The organism is Streptomyces sp. KR55, from assembly GCF_052245645.1.
Lineage (GTDB): Bacteria > Actinomycetota > Actinomycetes > Streptomycetales > Streptomycetaceae > Streptomyces > Streptomyces flavusporus.
Genome location: NZ_JBQQCE010000054.1, coordinates 1 through 16730 on the forward strand (window position 1 = coordinate 1; position 16730 = coordinate 16730).

The 16730-nt window shown below is 68.8% G+C and carries 14 protein-coding genes and 1 pseudogene; 11 read left to right on the top strand and 4 right to left on the bottom strand.

The window, feature by feature from the left end:
• The 7 genes from ACTWQJ_RS10680 to ACTWQJ_RS10710 all read left to right on the top strand — a co-directional run.
• A partial coding sequence (locus tag ACTWQJ_RS10680; RefSeq protein ID WP_443306394.1) for a zinc-dependent alcohol dehydrogenase occupies window positions 1–976 on the top strand: 976 nt, incomplete at its 5' end.
• Window positions 977–1087: 111 nt separating this feature from the next.
• Window positions 1088–2056, top strand: coding sequence for a hypothetical protein (locus ACTWQJ_RS10685; RefSeq protein ID WP_443306395.1), 969 nt, complete (start codon window positions 1088–1090; stop codon window positions 2054–2056).
• Between the two features lie 137 nt (window positions 2057–2193).
• Window positions 2194–3303: a multiple monosaccharide ABC transporter substrate-binding protein gene (gene chvE / locus ACTWQJ_RS10690; RefSeq protein WP_443306396.1), complete on the top strand. Its 1110-nt coding sequence runs from the start codon at window positions 2194–2196 to the stop codon at window positions 3301–3303.
• Window positions 3304–3340: 37 nt separating this feature from the next.
• Window positions 3341–4891, top strand: a complete 1551-nt coding sequence (gene mmsA, locus ACTWQJ_RS10695; RefSeq protein ID WP_443306397.1) for a multiple monosaccharide ABC transporter ATP-binding protein — start codon at window positions 3341–3343, stop codon at window positions 4889–4891.
• Window positions 4888–6132, top strand: coding sequence for a multiple monosaccharide ABC transporter permease (mmsB, locus tag ACTWQJ_RS10700; RefSeq protein ID WP_443306398.1), 1245 nt, complete (start codon window positions 4888–4890; stop codon window positions 6130–6132). The genes mmsA and mmsB overlap by 4 nt, the downstream gene beginning before the upstream one ends.
• Window positions 6133–6186: 54 nt before the next feature.
• On the top strand, window positions 6187–7332 hold the full coding sequence (locus ACTWQJ_RS10705; RefSeq protein WP_443306399.1) for an aldose epimerase family protein: 1146 nt from the start codon (window positions 6187–6189) through the stop codon (window positions 7330–7332).
• A 164-nt stretch (window positions 7333–7496) separates the two neighbouring features.
• Window positions 7497–9170, top strand: coding sequence for an aminotransferase class I/II-fold pyridoxal phosphate-dependent enzyme (locus ACTWQJ_RS10710; protein WP_443306400.1), 1674 nt, complete (start codon window positions 7497–7499; stop codon window positions 9168–9170).
• 66 nt (window positions 9171–9236) lie between these two features.
• On the opposite strand, the gene ACTWQJ_RS10715 is transcribed toward ACTWQJ_RS10710, so the two are convergent.
• Together ACTWQJ_RS10715 and ACTWQJ_RS10720 are read right to left on the bottom strand one after the other, a co-directional pair.
• Entirely contained in the window at window positions 9237–10670 is a 1434-nt protein-coding gene (locus ACTWQJ_RS10715; RefSeq protein ID WP_443306401.1) for a family 43 glycosylhydrolase, read from the bottom strand.
• Window positions 10652–11632 carry an arabinan endo-1,5-alpha-L-arabinosidase gene (locus ACTWQJ_RS10720; RefSeq protein ID WP_443306402.1) on the bottom strand — a complete coding sequence of 327 codons (981 nt, stop codon included), beginning with the start codon at window positions 11630–11632 and terminating at the stop codon, window positions 10652–10654. Before ACTWQJ_RS10720 ends, ACTWQJ_RS10715 begins: the two co-directional genes overlap by 19 nt.
• Window positions 11633–11847: 215 nt before the next feature.
• On the opposite strand from ACTWQJ_RS10720, the gene ACTWQJ_RS10725 reads away from it, so the two are divergent.
• Window positions 11848–13113 carry a glycosyltransferase family 4 protein gene (locus ACTWQJ_RS10725; protein ID WP_443306403.1) on the top strand — a complete coding sequence of 422 codons (1266 nt, stop codon included), beginning with the start codon at window positions 11848–11850 and terminating at the stop codon, window positions 13111–13113.
• A complete protein-coding gene (locus ACTWQJ_RS10730) occupies window positions 13110–13940 on the top strand; it encodes a transferase (RefSeq protein WP_443306404.1) in 831 nt (276 codons plus the stop codon). Before ACTWQJ_RS10725 ends, ACTWQJ_RS10730 begins: the two co-directional genes overlap by 4 nt.
• Before the next feature lie 27 nt (window positions 13941–13967).
• Here ACTWQJ_RS10730 and ACTWQJ_RS10735 read toward each other — a convergent pair whose 3' ends face one another.
• On the bottom strand, window positions 13968–14453 hold the full coding sequence (locus ACTWQJ_RS10735) for an ATP-binding protein (RefSeq protein WP_443306405.1): 486 nt from the start codon (window positions 14451–14453) through the stop codon (window positions 13968–13970).
• A gap of 139 nt (window positions 14454–14592) precedes the next feature.
• Between ACTWQJ_RS10735 and ACTWQJ_RS10740 the strand changes: the two genes are divergently transcribed.
• Complete coding sequence (locus tag ACTWQJ_RS10740) at window positions 14593–15417, top strand: helix-turn-helix domain-containing protein (protein ID WP_443306415.1); 825 nt, start codon at window positions 14593–14595, stop codon at window positions 15415–15417.
• Entirely contained in the window at window positions 15414–15602 is a 189-nt protein-coding gene (locus ACTWQJ_RS10745; RefSeq protein ID WP_443306406.1) for a DUF397 domain-containing protein, read from the top strand. Before ACTWQJ_RS10740 ends, ACTWQJ_RS10745 begins: the two co-directional genes overlap by 4 nt.
• Before the next feature lie 52 nt (window positions 15603–15654).
• Here ACTWQJ_RS10745 and ACTWQJ_RS10750 read toward each other — a convergent pair.
• Window positions 15655–16717, bottom strand: a pseudogene (locus ACTWQJ_RS10750) (transposase); the annotation flags it as partial.
• Window positions 16718–16730 lie beyond the last annotated feature (13 nt).

Genomic DNA, 16730 nt, shown 5'->3' on the forward strand with positions numbered 1-16730 from the left:
CGGCGAGCACCGGCTCGTCGAGCACACGCCCCGCCCGCCCGAGCCCGGCGAGGCGCTGGTCCGGGTGCACGCCGTCGGCATCTGCGGCAGTGACCGCGAGGTCTACCAGGGCAACCGGCCCGAGGGATACGTCCGTTACCCGCTCACCCCCGGCCACGAGTGGTCGGGGACGGTGCAGCAGGTCGGCGCCGGAGTCCCCGGGTCGCTCGTCGGGCGCAAGGTCGTCGGCGAGGGCTTCCGCAACTGCCAGGTGTGCGACCGCTGCCACGCCGGTGAGACCACGCTGTGCACGGACGGCTACGAGGAGACCGGGTTCACCCAGCCGGGGGCGATGGCCACCACCCTCACGCTCCCGGCGCGCCTCCTGCACGTCCTGCCGGACGACGCCGACCTGACGGCGGCGGCCCTGCTGGAGCCGGCCGCCTGTATCGCGGCGGCGGCCCTGAAGGCCCATGCCCTGCCCGGCGAGAAGGTGGCCGTGGTCGGCACCGGCACGCTCGGGATGTTCGCGGTGCAGTTCCTGCGCGCCGCCTCCCCGGCCGAGCTGCTGGTCGTCGGCACCCGTCCGGACCGTGCGGCCCTGTCCAGGGAGTTCGGCGCGACCGAGTTCCGTACGAAGGACGAGGAACTCCCCGGCGACTTCGACGTGGTGATCGAGACGGCCGGCTCCGCCGACGCCGCCCGCACCGCGGCCGCCCTGCTGCGGCGCGGCGGCCGGCTGGTCCTGACGGGGATCCCGGCGCCGGGCGCCGACGGTCTGGACCCGACGGATCTGGTGGTACGGCAGCTGGAGGTGCACACCGTCTTCGGGGCGCCGCCGGACGCCTGGGCGCACACGGTGCGGGTGTTCGGAGCCGGGCTGCTCGACCCGGTGCCGCTGGTCACCCACGAGCTGCCGCTCACCGAGTTCCCGCAGGCCATCGAGCTGGTGGGAGCCGGCGATCCGAAGGTCGGCAAGGTGCTGCTCCGCCCCTAGTCGTACGCCGGTACGGCGGCGACCTGACGGCCACCGTACCGGCGTACCCCAGAGCTTCCCCTACCCAGAGCCCCGGACTATGTCCGATATCTCGAACACGAAGGACAGCTTGTGACCGACGCTTCCGCCACGGCAGCCCGCAGGCCCGGTGAGCAGGCACTCACCGCGCTCGGCCTGGGCGCGCCCTCCCTCGACCCCGCCGACGCATCGCCGCACGGCTTCCCGGGCGGTGGCCGCTGGCGCACCGAGATCCCCTCGTGCGAGGGTCCCGAGGCGCTGGCGGTCGTGCTCAAGGAGTCCTCGCGGCTCGACGTACCGATCCACCGGATCAGCCAGGGCAGCGGCGTGTGGATGCTGAGCGACGCCGAGATCACCGAGATGGTCGAGGCCACCGGCGAACGTGACATCGAGCTCTGCCTGTTCACCGGCCCGCGCGGCACCTGGGACATCGGCGGCTCGACCCGTACCGACTCCCGCGGCGGCGGCCTCAGGGCCCGCGGGCACGACGCCGTCGCCGGGTGCGTCGAGGACGCCGTACGGGCGACGGAGCTGGGCGTGAAGTGCCTGCTCGTCGCCGACGAGGGCGTGCTGTGGACCCTGCACCGGGCGCGCGCGGCCGGGATCATCCCGGCCGACACGACGCTGAAGGTGTCGGCGCTGGTCGGGCCGGTCAACCCGGCCTCGTTCGCGGTGTACGAGCGGCTCGGCGCCGACTCCATCAACGTGCCCAGCGATCTGACGCTGGATCACCTCACCGAGATCCGCCGGGTGTCCGGCGCCCCCATGGACATGTACATCGAGGCCCCCGACGACCTCGGCGGCTATGTGCGGATGTACGAGGTCGCCGAGCTGATCCGGCGCGGCGCACCGCTCTACCTGAAGTTCGGCCTGTCCAAGGCCCCCGCGATCTACCCGTACGGCCACCACCTGCGGGACGTCACCCTGGCCACCGCCAGGGAGCGGGTGCGGCGCGGCCGGCTGGCCCTGGACCTGCTCGCCCGGCACGGGGCCGACGGGGACATGGCCCCCCTGGGCTCGCGGCTGCCCGGCGAGCTCAAGCGGTTCGAAACATATTCATAAAGGTTTCGACGCGCCCTCTTCACAGAACACGACGCAGCCAAACAGAATCCCACACACCGTTCACCGGTTTTCGCGAACCATCCCAGCGTTGCCGCACACCCATTCCCAGCCGGGCTGAGACATCAAGGAAGATGACCATGCGCAACCGCCGAGCCGCACTTTCCGCCATAGCCGCAGCGGCCTCCCTCGCCCTCACCCTGACCGCCTGCGGCCAGAGCAGCGAGGGCGGCAGCGAGGAGGACAAGGGCAGCGCCGAGGGCGCCACCATCGGCATCGCGATGCCGACCAAGTCCTCCGAGCGCTGGATCGCCGACGGCAACAACGTCAAGAAGGACCTGGAGTCCAAGGGCTACAAGACGAGGCTCGTCTACGGTGAGGACGACCCCGACCAGCAGGTCTCCCAGATCGAGAACCTGATCACGCAGGGCGTCAAGGCGCTGATCGTCGCGGCCATCGACAACAAGTCGATGAACAACGTCCTCCAGCAGGCCAAGGACGCCGACATCCCGGTGATCTCCTACGACCGCCTCATCCTCGGCACCGAGAACGTCGACTACTACGCCTCCTTCGACAACGAGAAGGTCGGCGAGCTCCAGGGCAACTACATCGTCGAGAAGCTCGGCCTGAAGGACGGCTCCGAGAAGGGCCCGTTCAACATCGAGCTGTTCGCCGGCTCCAACGACGACAACAACACCCGCTACTTCTTCCAGGGCGCGATGAACGTCCTGCAGCCCTACATCGACAAGAAGCAGCTGGTCGTCCGGTCCAAGCAGACCGAGCTGAACCAGGTCACCACCCTGCGCTGGGACGGCGGTACCGCCCAGAAGCGCATGGACGACATCCTGACCTCGGCCTACAAGAGCGAGCGGGTCGACGCGGTGCTCTCGCCGTACGACGGCATCTCCATCGGCATCCTGTCGGCGCTGAAGTCGGACGACTACGGCTCCAAGAGCAAGCCGCTGCCGATCGTCACCGGCCAGGACGCCGAGGTCGCCTCGGTGAAGTCGATCATCGCCGACCAGCAGTCGATGACCGTCTACAAGGACACCCGCGAACTCGCCAAGGTGGCCTCGAACATGGTCGACGCGGTGCTCAACGACAAGGAGCCCGAGGTCAACGACACCAAGACGTACGACAACGGCGCCAAGGTCGTCCCGGCCTACCTGCTGGAGCCGGTGGCAGTCGACAAGGCCAACTACAAGGAAACCGTGGTCGACTCCGGCTACATCAAGGAAAGCGACCTCTAAACAAACCGCCGCACCCTAGGGATTGGAAGGCACGACCATGGCGGGACCCGTCCTGGAAATGCGCTCGATCGTCAAGACCTTTCCCGGCGTCAAGGCGCTGTCGGACGTCAATCTGACCGTCCGGCAGGGCGAGGTCCACGCCATCTGCGGGGAGAACGGCGCCGGCAAGTCGACCCTGATGAAGGTCCTCTCCGGCGTCCACCCGCACGGCACGTACGAGGGCGAGATCCTCTTCGAGGGAGAGGTCTGCGAGTTCAAGGACATCAGGGCCAGTGAGCATCACGGCATCGTGATCATTCACCAGGAGCTGGCCCTGATCCCCTACCTCTCCATCGCGGAGAACATCTTCCTCGGCAACGAGCACGCCACGCGCGGGATCATCAGCTGGACCGAGACGCTGCGGCACGCCACCGAGCTGCTGCGCCGGGTCGGGCTCAGCGACCACCCCGACACCCGCGTCGCCGACATCGGCGTGGGCAAGCAGCAGCTCGTCGAGATCGCGAAGGCGCTGTCGAAGAAGGTGAAGCTGCTCATCCTCGATGAGCCGACCGCCGCCCTGAACGACGAGGACAGCGGCAAACTCCTCGATCTCATCCTGGAGTTGAAGAAGCAGGGCATTACCTCGATCATCATCAGCCACAAGCTCAACGAGATCCGCAAGGTCGCCGACTCGGTGACGATCCTGCGCGACGGGCGCACCATCGAGACGCTCGACGTGAAGGCCCCGGAGACCACCGAGGACCGGATCATCAGCGGGATGGTCGGCCGCGACCTGGAGCACCGCTTCCCGGAGCGGACGCCGCACGAGCCGGAGGAGGGCGCCGCGCCCGCCCTGGAGATCCGCAACTGGACCGTGCACCACCCGATCGACCAGCAGCGCAAGGTCGTCGACGACGTGTCGCTCCAGGTGCGGCGCGGCGAGATCGTCGGCATCGCGGGTCTGATGGGCGCCGGGCGCACCGAGCTCGCGATGAGCGTCTTCGGGCGGACCTACGGCCGGTACGCGGGCGGCACGGTCCTCAAGGACGGCAAGGAGATCCGTACCAAGTCCGTCCCCGAGGCGGTCCGGAACGGCATCGCCTACGTCACCGAGGACCGCAAGCACTACGGCCTCAACCTCATCGACACCATCAACCGCAACATCTCGCTCAGCGCGCTGGGCAAGGTCGCCAAGCGGGGCGTCGTCGACGAGCACGAGGAGCGGCAGGTCGCCGAGGGCTTCCGCAAGTCCATGAACATCAAGGCGCCGACCGTCTTCGAGCCGGTGGGCAAGCTGTCCGGCGGCAACCAGCAGAAGGTCGTCCTCAGCAAGTGGATCTTCGCGGGTCCGGACGTGCTGATCCTGGACGAGCCGACGCGCGGTATCGACGTCGGCGCCAAGTACGAGATCTACACGGTCATCGACCAGTTGGCCGCCCAGGGCAAGGCGGTCGTCTTCATCTCCTCCGAGCTGCCGGAGCTGCTCGGCATGTGCGACCGCATCTACACGATGGCCGCGGGCCGGCTGACCGGTGAGTTCTCGCGGGCCGAGGCCTCGCAGGAATCGCTGATGCGCCAGATGACTAAGGACAAAGAGGTAACCCGATGAGCACGGATGTGACCGCCAAGACGCCGGCCCCGGCGCCGCCCGGCAAGGGCGGTTCGGCCACGGGCGACGGCCTGCTCCAGCTGGTGATGGAGGGCATGCGCCGCAACATGCGGCAGTACGGCATGCTGATCGCCCTCGGTCTGATCGTGGTGCTGTTCGCCGTATGGACCGACGGCGACCTGCTGCTGCCGCGCAACGTTTCCAACCTGGTGCTGCAGAACAGCTACATCCTGATCCTCGCGATCGGCATGATGCTCGTGATCATCGCGGGCCATATCGACCTGTCGGTCGGCTCGTTGACGGCGTTCGTCGGCTCCATAGCCGCCGTTTTCATGGTCAAGAACGACATACCCTGGGTCCTCGCCGTGGTGCTGTGTCTGGCCGTCGGCGCGGCCGCGGGAGCCGCGCAGGGGTACTTCATCGCGTATCTCGGCATCCCGTCGTTCATCGTGACCCTGGCGGGCATGCTGGTCTTCCGCGGTCTGACGGAGATCTACCTGGAGGGCCAGACGCTCGGCCCGTTCCCGGAGGGACTCCAGAAGGTCGCCAACGGCTTCATGCCCGAGGTCGGCCCGGAGACCAACTACCACAACCTGACGCTGCTGCTGGGCTTCGCCCTGATCGCGTTCGTGGTGCTCCAGGAGGTCCGTGACCGCAGGCGGCAGAAGGAGTTCGCGCTGGAGGTGCCGCCGCGGAACCTCTTCCTGCTCAAGCTGGTCGCGCTCGGCGCCGCCATCCTCACGCTGACGATGCTGCTCGCCAGCTACAAGGGCGCCCCGTACGTCCTGCTGATCCTCGGCGCGCTGCTGGTCGGCTTCGGCTATGTCATGCGCAACGCCATCATCGGCCGCCACATCTACGCCATCGGCGGCAACCTGCCCGCGGCCAAGCTGTCGGGTGTGAAGGACAAGAAGGTCACCTTCCTGGTCTTCCTGAACATGGGCATGCTCGCGGCCCTGGCGGGTCTGGTCTTCGCCGCCCGCTTCAACGCGGCCTCGCCCAAGGCCGGCCTCAACTTCGAGCTGGAGGCGATCGCGGCCGCGTACATCGGCGGCGCGTCGATGAGCGGCGGTGTCGGCACCGTACTCGGCGCGGTCATCGGCGGTCTGGTCCTGGGCGTGCTGAACAACGGTATGAACCTCGTCGGCATCGGCACCGACTGGCAGCAGGTCATCAAGGGCCTGGTGCTGCTGGCGGCGGTCGGGTTCGACGTGTGGAGCAAGCGCAAGGTCGGTTCGTAAGTCGCTCGGGCCCCGCCTCAAGGCGGGGCCCGCTTCCTTTTGCAGGAGCCGCACATGGAACTGAGCAGACGTACCGTCATCGCCGGGGCGGCCGCCGCCGGTGTCACCGCCGCAGTGAGCGGCACCGCCCACGCCACGGGAGGCAGAACGCCGGTGAAGTCGCTCTTCGGCAAGCTCGCCGACGGCACGAAGATCTACAGCTGGTCGCTGGAGAACGGCGGCACCCGCCTGAAGGTCCTCTCCTACGGCGGCATCGTCCAGTCCCTGGAGATCCCCGACCGGCGCGGCCGCTACACCAACGTCTCGCTGGGCTTCGACAACATCGAGGACTACGTCTCCTCCAGCCCGTACTTCGGCGCGCTGATCGGCCGCTACGGCAACCGCATCGCCAAGGGCAGGTTCACCCTGGACGGCAAGGCCTACCAGCTGTCCGTCAACGACGGCGACAACAGCCTGCACGGCGGAGCGCAGGGCTTCGACAAGCGGGTGTGGGACATCGAGCCGTTCACCAAGGGCTCCGACGTCGGCCTGTACTTGTACTACACGAGCGTCGACGGCGAGATGGGCTACCCGGGCACGCTCAAGTCGAAGGTCACGTATACCCTCACCCGGCACGGCGACTGGCGCATCGACTACGAGGCCACCACCGACAAGGCCACGGTCGTCAACCTCACCAGCCACGTCTACTGGAACCTGGCCGGCGAGTCGAGCGGCACGATCTACGACCACGAGCTGTCCATCGCCGCCGCCCGCTACACGCCGGTCGACTCGGGGTTGATCCCCACGGGCGAACTGGCCAAGGTCGCGGGCACCCCCTTCGACTTCCGCCGCACCAAGACCGTCGGCGAGGACATCCGCGTCGCGCACCAGCAGCTGCTGTACGGCAAGGGCCTGGACCACAACTGGGTCCTCGACAAGGGCATCACGGCCCGCCCCGAGCACATCGCCACGCTCCGGGACCCGTCCTCCGGCCGCACCCTGAAGATCGCGACCACCGAGCCGGGCCTGCAGTTCTACTCCGGCAACTTCCTGGACGGCTCCCTCGTCGGCACCGGCGGGACCGTCTACCGGCAGGGCGACGGGCTGTGCCTGGAGACCCAGCACTACCCGGACTCGCCGAACCACCCGTCGTTCCCGTCGACGGTGCTGCGGCCGGGGCAGACCTACCGGTCGACGACGGTGCACTCGTTCAGCGCCTGAACACCCGGGCGCGAACGCCCGTACGTGAACGCACATTTCTTTCACACGAGTTGAACGGCGTCACAGCCGCATCCGTATGAATGGGCGGCCCGCGCTCCCCCGCGCGGGCCGCCCAGACGACGGACCCGATCGTCCCCACCGGGCCCGCCTCATACGGAGGTTCCATGGCTGACAACGTCACCTCGCTGTTCCGCAGCACTGCGGCGCACAGCCCCTCCATGGCGGCGCTGACGCGGGAGGGCGGCGACGAGGCCGGCCCGGTGGACTTCTGCATCCCCTGCAACCCCTACTTCCCCACCCCGGCCATGTTCGACGAGATGGCGAACAGGCTGCGGGACATCATCACGTACTACCCGAGCAGCGCCGACACCATCACCGCCGAACTGTGCAGCCTGCTCCAGCTTCCGCCGCAGTGCGTGGCGATGGGCAACGGCTCGACCGAGCTGATCACCTGGATCGACCACCTCCTCGTCCGTGAGTCCCTCGCCATCCCCGTCCCCACCTTCGGCCGCTGGACCGACCAGCCGATGGAGACCGGCAAGCGGGTCGACATGTTCCCGCTCCAGGAGTCCAGCGGCTTCGCCCTGGACCTGGCGCAGTACGCCGAGTTCATCCGGGCCCGCGGCACCCGGGTCGCCGTCCTGTGCAACCCCAACAACCCCGACGGCGGCTACCTGCACAAGCACGCGGTCGTGCAGTTCATGGACGCGATGGCGGACCGGGACCTGGTCGTGATCGACGAGTCGTTCCTGGAGTTCGCCGACGCCGAGGCCGAACCCAGCGTCGTGCAGGAGGCGATGATCCGGCCCAACGTCATCGTGCTGCGCAGCCTCGGCAAGAACTTCGGCCTGCACGGCATCCGCTTCGGCTACCTCGTCGCCAACCCGGCGCTCGCGGGCCGTGTCCGCTCCATGCTCCCCAAGTGGAACCTCAACTCCTTCGCCGAGCACGTGGTGTTCATGCTGAAGGAACACGGCCAGGAGTACGCGCAGAGCCTCCAGCAGGTGCGACGGGACCGGCTGGACATGGCCGGCCAGCTGGCCGCGCTGCCCGGCCTGACGGTTTACCCGTCCCAGGGCAACTTCCTCTTCGTGCGCCTCCCCGTGGGCGCCGAAGGCACCGTGGTCCGGGACCGGATGCTGACCGAGCACCGGATCCTGGTCCGTGAGTGCGGCAACAAGATCGGATCCTCCAGCCGCTTCCTGCGGCTCGTGGTGCGCCCCCAGGTGGATGTGCGTCGCCTGGTGTCCGGCCTGGAACAGGTGCTCTACGGGACCAGGAGGGGAGCCGCCGTGCCCGAGCTGGGCACCGGGACCAGCTACAGCTCGGGTACGGCGGCGGTGGACCGGCTCGTCAGTGCCACCAATGGCGCCGGTATGCAAGGCCTTGCCGCTCAGGCCGTCGGCGCCGTCGGTGCGGTCGGTGCCGGTGGGCCGGGCCTGGCAGCCGCCCCGCCCGCCGGCACCGGCATGCCGATGCCGGCCGCGGCACAGACCGGCGGGGCGGGGATGCCGATGCCGGCGGCGGCGCAGACGTTCCCGCAGCCGACGGCACCGCAGGCGGTGCCTCAGCCCGTCCCCCAACCCGTCCCTCAGCCCATGATTCCGCAGCCGGCGGCTCCTCAGGCGATCCCGCAGCCCGCGGTGGCCCAGGCGGTACCCCAGCAGCCGTCCGGCCTCACCCCGCCCGGCGTCCCGGCCCGCGGGGGCCTCACCGCCGCCCAGGTCCGGGGCACGACGGGCACCGGTGCCCCCGCCGGTCTGTCGACGGCACCGGCGACCGGCTGGCCGGGCGCGACCAGCTGGCCGAACGCGGCCGGGATGGGCCAGGCGGGGTAGGCGGCCCGCCGGGTTACGGCGTAACCGGCCCGGCGGGTCAGGCCGGAGTCAGCCCGACCCGCCGGGTCACGCCGGAGTCAGCCGCCACTGCTGGCAGGCGTTGTTCAGCCACGTCCACTGGCGTACGTCGGCCGCGTCCGCCGTCGAGCAGTTGGCGACGTCGGCGACCTTGCCGGTGGCCTGGTTGACGATCCGTACGTAGCCACCGTCGGTGGCGACGAACCGGAACCGCTGGCAGGTGTTGTTCAGCCAGGACCACTGCCGCAGATCGGCCCCGTCGTCGGCGGAACAGTTCGCGGTGTCGAGCACCTTGCCGGTGGCCACGTTCACCAGCCGGTGGGTGTCGTCACCGAGATCCTCGAGCCGCCACCGCTGGTTGTTACCGCCACTGCAGATGTACTGCTGCACGTTGGCCCCGTCGGCACTCGAACTCCCGGCGACATCAAGGCACTTACCACTGTTCCGATTCACGACGGTGTACGTGGTCGAGGCCGACGCCGGCTCCCCGGACGGCCCGGCGAGCGAGGCACCCAACCGCACCGGCGTACCGAAGTTGGGCGTGCCGTCGGAGTTCCAGGTGAACCTCTGCGCCCGGGTGGTCCGCCCGTTGTCGCAGCCCTCGCTCGCGCTGTCGTTGGCGTGGTAGACGATCCAGCTCTCGCTGCCGTCCGGCGAGGTGAAGAAGCCGTTGTGGCCGGGCCCGTGGACGCCGTTGCCGTCACTGCGCTGGAAGACGGGCGTGGACCTCTTCGTCCAGGAGGAGGCGGAGAGCGGGTTGGAGCCGGTGAGCTCGAGCTGGCCGAGCTTGTAGTCGGGGGTCCAGCAGCCGCTAGCGGAGTAGATGAGGAAGGTCCGCCCGCCACGTTGGAGGATCTCCGGGCCCTCGTTCACCGTCCCGCCCTGGCGCTCCCAGTCGTACGTCGGTGTCGAGACCGTCGAGAACGACCCGCTGACGGTGTACGGATTCGACATCCGAGCGGCGACGAGATTCTGCGTCCCGCCACTGGCACTCCCGAACAGATAAAGGGAGCCGTTGATGGTGGCGACGGTCGGATCGAGCATCCAGGCGGAGTTGAGCTGCGCCTTGTAGGTGTACGGCCCCATGGGATCGGACCCGGTGCTCTCCAGCACGTGGGTGCGCTGCGTCGGAATGTAGTCGGACACGTTCTGCCCGGCGACGTAGTACAGGTACCAGCGGCCGTTCAGGAAGTGCAGCTCCGGGGCCCAGATGTTGCAGCACCGGGAGGCGGCGTCGCCGGTCCACACCTGCACGCTGGGCGCGGTGAAGAGACCCGCGAGGGTGGTGGACTTGCGGATGGTGATGGCGCTGGTCCAACTGGTCGTGACCAGGTAGTAGTTGCCGTTGTGGTACGAGATCCAGGGGTCGGCGCCCTTGACGGACTTGACCGGGTTGGTGAACGAGGCGGCGCTCGCGGGGGACTGGCCGAGGCCGAGCGCGAGCAGGAGGGCCGCCAGCAGGGTCAGTAAGCGACGGGCCATCCGCTGCTCCAGTTCAGGAGGTTGATGCCGAGCTTGGGGGTGCCGTTGTCGTTGCCGTCGTAGTAGTGGTAGACGATCAGGTCGCCGTCCACGTCGTTCATGATCGACTGCCCGCCGGGCCCGATGATGCTGCCGTGCGACTCGAGGACGGGTGTCCCGCCGTTGTTCATCATCGAGACGCCGTTCTTGTCGTAGTACGGCCCGGTGATGCTGGTGGCGCGGCCGACCTTGACCTTGTACGTGGAGCTGGTGCCGGCGCAGCAGGTGTCGTACGAGGCGAAGAGGTAGTAGTAGCCGTTGCGCTTGACGATGAACGGCGCTTCGACGGCCTTGGTCCCGGTCGGGCGGGAGGCGAGCGAGTACCGGGTGGTGTTGGAGGAGAGCTGCTTCCCGGTGGCGGGGTTGATCTGGATCATCTTGATCCCGGTCCACCAACTGCCGAAGGACAGCCACCACTTGCCGTCGCCGTCGACGAAGAGGTTGGGGTCGATGGCGTTGTAGTCGCTGGAGGAGCTGGAGGTGTAGACGGTGCCCTGGTCGGTCCAGCTGCCGGGCTGGCCGGTGCTGGAGGTGGCGAGGCCGATGGCGGAGGTGTTCGAGCCGAACTTCGAGACGGAGTAGTACATGAGGTACTTGCCGCCGTGGTACGAGATGTCCGGTGCCCAGGCTTCGGGGACGGAGGAGTAGTTCCGCCACCAACTCGGCCGTGCGGAGAAGGCGTCCGCGCCGGCGCTGAACGCGATGCGGTCACTGGAGGTCTTGTTGGCGATGCCTCCGCCGGTCGCGTAGAGCAGGTACTGCCCGGACGAGGTGCGGATCATCGTCGGGTCGTGGGTGACGACGGAGCCGGTGACCCGTCCGGGGTTCGGGTACGCCGATGCCGTGGACGGCACCAGGGCGAGCAGGACGGCGGCGGGGAGGGCGAGGAGTGCGGTTCTGGTCGTTCGGGAGGTGCGGCTCACGCGGATCCTCCTTGCGGGTGGGGGGGCGTTGAAGAGGGCGCCCATGCGTCCGTGATTTCGAACAGCGATCGCAAGCTCGGACGGACCGTAGAATCGAACCACTTGCGCGTCAATGGTCCGTGCAGTCACAGCGCCAATGAGCGGGCGGCCCCGATGAGCACTACGAAGTGGTAACGAGCGGCAACCGTCAGTGGTTTGTGGTGGTCTAGTCCGCCATGAAGATCTCTTTCCTGCTCCACAACGCCTACGGAATCGGAGGCACGATCACCACCACCTTCAACCTGGCCCACGCGCTGGCCGAGCGGCACGAGGTGGAGATCGTCTCCGTGCTACGGCACCGGGAGCACCCGAACTTCACCCTGGACCCCAGGGTGTCGCTCAGGCCGCTCGTGGACTTGCGGCAGGAGAAGAACCATCCGCTGCATCTGAGACCGGCGGGGGTGTTCCCCCGCGCCGAGTACCGTTACGGGCAGTACAGCGAGCTGACCGACCAGCGGATCGCCGAGTGCCTCGCCACGATCGACGCCGACGTGGTGATCGGCACGCGGCCGGGGCTGAACGTCCACCTCGCCCTCCAGGCTCCGGAGCATGTCGTCCGTATCGGACAGGAGCACCTCACCCTGGACAACCATCCGCCCCGGCTGCGCACCACGCTGCGCCGGGCCTACCGCCGACTCGACGCGCTGACCACGGTGACCGAGGCGGACGCCGCCGCCTACCGGCGCAAGATGTGGCTGCCCGGGGTGCGGGTGGAGGCACTCCCGAACAGCGTGCCGGATCCCGTGCTGCCGGCCGTCGACGGCTCGGCGAAGGTGGTCGTCGCGGCCGGCCGACTGGTCCCGGTGAAACGTTACGACCTGCTCATCGAGGCCTTCGCCATGGTCGCCGCCGAACACCCGGACTGGCAGCTGCGCATCTACGGCAAGGGTGAGGAGCACGATCGGCTGCGGCAGCTCATCATGGACCTCCGTCTGTGGAACAACGTCTTCCTGATGGGTGCGGCGGCCCCCATGGAGGGAGAATGGGTCAAGGGCTCGATCGGTGCGGCCGCCTCCAACTTCGAGCCGTTCGGCATGACGATCGTCGAGGCGATGCGCTGCGGACTGCCGGTGGTGAGCACCGACTGCCCCTACGGACCCGGTGAAATCATCGAGGACGGGGTCGACGGCCGACTGGTGCCGGTCGGGGACCGTGACGCGCTGGGCGCGGCCCTGCTGGAACTGGTCCGTGACGACGAGGGGCGCCGCCGTATGGGCCGTGCGGCGCTGGAGAACGCGCGGCGGTTCGCTCCCGGCCCCGTGGTCGAGCAGGCCGAGCGGCTGTTCACGGAGGCGGTCTCGGCGAGAAGGGCGGGGCGGCCCGTCGTACAGGAACCCGCCCGCATGCACCGTGCCCTGGTCAGCCAGGGCTTCGCCGCCCGCGACGCCGCGTTGGCTTCGGCGAGCAGCGCGCTGCGCGCGGTACGGAAGGGACAGCGATGAGCACGGAACAGAGTGCGGGACAGAGTGCGGATCCACGCGTCGGCTGCGTGGTCGAGCCGGACGGCCGGATTACGTTCGACCTGCCGCCGCTGTCGGCCGAAGCGCCGCAGGTGCTGCTCCGGCTGCGTCCGAAGAAGGGCCAGCCCGAGAAGACCGTGCACGCCCTCGACCTGGAGCCCGTCGGCGACAGTCGCCTGCGTGCCGTCCTGGGCCCGCAGCCCGTTCTCGAGGATGGCCGGTGGGACGTGTACCTGCTCCGGGAACCGGGATCCGAGCGGCAGCGTCTGCGCCCGGGACTGCGTGACCTGCGGGCCCTGGTCGACGGACACCTCCGCGACCGGCAGTCACCGCTGGCCGTCCGGATTCCCTACGTCACCAAGGACGGGTACCTCGCGCTACGGGCCTGGCTGCGCCCCGCCCACGCGGAGGTCGACGGCATCGACGTCACGGACCGGTCGATGACGGTCGGCGCCCGCCTGCATGGCGCCTCGTTCCAGGAGGGAGCCGCCGTGCACCTGCGCCGGCGGGGCGGCAGCGGCACCGTGCGCTCCCTGGAGCCACGGCCCGCACCCGACGGCCGAAGCTTCTCCTTCACGGTCGACTACGGGGAGTTGACCGCCGGGACGGACGCCGGGAGCGGCGTCTGGGACGTCTTCGTGCGGCCTGCGGCGCAGGAGCCTCTCATCCGGGTCGCCCGTCTTCTCGACGACCTGGCAGACCGCAAGGAGGTCTTCGTCCACCCGGCGGTCACGCTCGGCGGTGCCGTCCTGCGCCCCTACTACACCGTCGACAACGACCTCTCCCTGGAGGTGACGAAGGCCGGTTGAGGTGGCCGACGGCCGTCCCTCCACGGCTCACGCCTCCGGCTGCGCCCACCGGAACAGGGAGAGCCACCCGGGCACGTCCACCTCGACGCGCACCGTCTTGCCCGGCGGCGACTCTCGGTCCAGTACCTCCCAGCGGGCGGCCAGCGCGGCGACGAGTGCGAGGCCGCGCCCGGATTCCTCGAGCGGCTCCGGCGTCCGTACGGCATCCGGCTCCGGCGGGCGTGGCTCCGCACGGGTGTCGGTGACCTCGATACGTACGCTTCCCGCGACCAGGGACAGCCGCAGCTCGAAGTCCCGCCCGGGAACGCGGCCGTGGATCACGGCGTTCGCAGCCAGTTCGGCGACGATCACGGCGATGGCGTCGGAGGCGTCACAGCCGTGCGGGATGCCCCAGGCGTACAGCTGGTTCAGGGCCAGGTGCCGGGCGAGGCGGGCGCCGCGCGGGGTGGCGCTGAGGCGCTGGGTGAACGTACGTACGGTAACCGGCTGTTGGGGAGTGAGCGGTGCGGTCATGCACCCAATCTGGCGGTTGCACAGGGCAGTTCACCAGGTCGGCGGCGCGTACGCTGCTCGAGCGTACGCGGTTACGGGGTGGACAGTACTCATCACTAGCCGTGACCATGGGCGCGGGAGGTGACCGTCGGTGGTCGATGTGCTGGGTACGGGTGGCGAGCCGGAGTCGTCGGACAGTCTGCGGACGTTCGGGGCGGTGGTCCAGGCGTTGCGGGAGCATGCGGAGCTGAACCGGGAGGAGTTCGGGGACCGCGTGGGACTCTCGAAACACATGGTGGCATCGATCGAGCAGGGGCGCCGCATGCCAGATCCGCAGTTCGCGGAACGGGCGGAAGAGGTGCTGGGGAACACGGGGGCGCTGCGCAAGGCTGCGCCGTGGCTGACTCGACAGCCCGGCCTGGCGGCGTGGTTTCGGCGGTGGGCGCAGTTGGAGGCGACCGCAGTCACGCTGTACACGTACGAATGCCGATTGGTTCCAGGGCTGTTGCAGACAGAGGCCTACGCACGACAGCTGTTCGCCGACCAGTGGCCTCTTCTGGACGACGCCCAGGCCGAGACACAGTGGCAGGCGCGGGCGGAGCGACAGCGGCTGCTGTGGGAGCGGCCGAACACCACCTTCGGCTTCATCCTCGAAGAGCACCTGTTCCTCCGGCGTACGGGCGGTGTCGATGTGACACGGGAGCTCATCGAGCACGTACTGGAGATCGCCGAGCTGCGGAACGTCGAGATCCAGGTCATGCCGTTGGTACAAGAGTCCCACGCAGGGTTGGCGGGCCCCATGCAGCTGTTGGAGACTCCGGAGAACAAGTGGTACGCCTACTGCGAGGGCCAGCGCGGAGGCATGTTCGTCACCGACTCAAAAGAGATCAGCGTGCTCCAGAAGCGGTATGCCAGGATGCGTTCGCAGGCTCTCACCCTCGAAGACTCCGTGAGCCTGTTGAAGCGGATACGAGGAGCGCTATGAGCACGTCCGAACTGACCTGGTTCAAGAGCAGCTACAGCAGCAGCGGCGACGGCGACTGCGTAGAAGTCGCCCCCTCCCCCACCACCATCCACATCCGTGACTCCAAGAACAAACAGGGCCCCCACCTCACCGTCACCCCCACCACCTGGTCCTCCTTCATCTCCCGTATTGCACTGGGGAGTTGACGTCAGCTCCCCCACCGGACGCGAGGCCAGACGCTCAACCTGAGCTTTTCTTTTAGCCTCTGGGGCCCTTGAGTTGATTACGTTCGGTGATGCTCTCGGGGCGTCTGACGGTTTTGCCCGCGTCGTAGCGGGTGGCGGGCCGCCGGTTCTTCGAGCCGGGTGGCCGTCCCGGTCCTGGCCTGGATGGTTTGGGTGCGCGGGTCGGACAGTGCAGGTGAGGGCGGATGTTTCTGAACCCGCGGCGGACGCGGGCGGGGGTGAGCCGGCCAGGCTCGGCGGGACGTTCCCAGGGGCGCCGGAGATCGGCGGCGAGGGGCCGGGTGAGGCGGAGCTGGGTGTGGGCGGCGATCACGAGATGTCCAGCGGTCCGCGGCCTCGGGGGTGCGGAGCTTGGGGCGGGTCCAGCCCAGGGTCTGCTTTCCGAACCGGAAGGTGTGCTCAAGATCGAATCTCCTGAGGAACGCCTGCCGAGGGTGGATGCGGTCCCAGGCCAGCGTCTGCGCGGTGCCGTAGCGGTCGGTGACCTGCACTGTGGCCGCATCGGGCTCGCCCCAGGTCTCCGGCTTGGCGAAGCGGAACTCCGTGCCGTGCTTCGGCGGCCGACCGCCCTGCCGAGGCTGTGTCCAGGTGGCGGGGACGGGCTTGCGCATCACCCGGTCCGAGCGCAGGCGGCCGAGGACTTCCACCGGCAGGCCGTCCAGGAGGTAGGCCATGCGCGGGGCGTCGTAGCCGGAGTCGAAGACGACCAGGATATCCGGGTCACCGTCTTCCCACTGGCCCCCGTTGATGAGGTCGGTGACAACACGGCGGACCTGGGCGGCGGTGACCTCGGCAGCGTCGTCCTCGGGGCCGGGACGGACGGCGTCCAGCAGCTGGCACCAGGACGTACGCCCCGTTTCGAGAGCGGCGACGAAGGAGCAGGGCCAGCCGGGGATCATCAAGTGCTGGTCCCGGCCGCGGCCGTAGGTGTGGCAAAACAGCCGCTCCGCGCTGCACTCGGCATCCGGGCGCAGCCAGTTGCTCACGTCCACGGCCAGGACGAGCCGGTGGTCGGCGGCCTTGGGCTGCGGCAGCGCGGCCAGCGCGCGGCGCAGCCGGGCGGCATCGATAGGGCCATCGACGAAATTC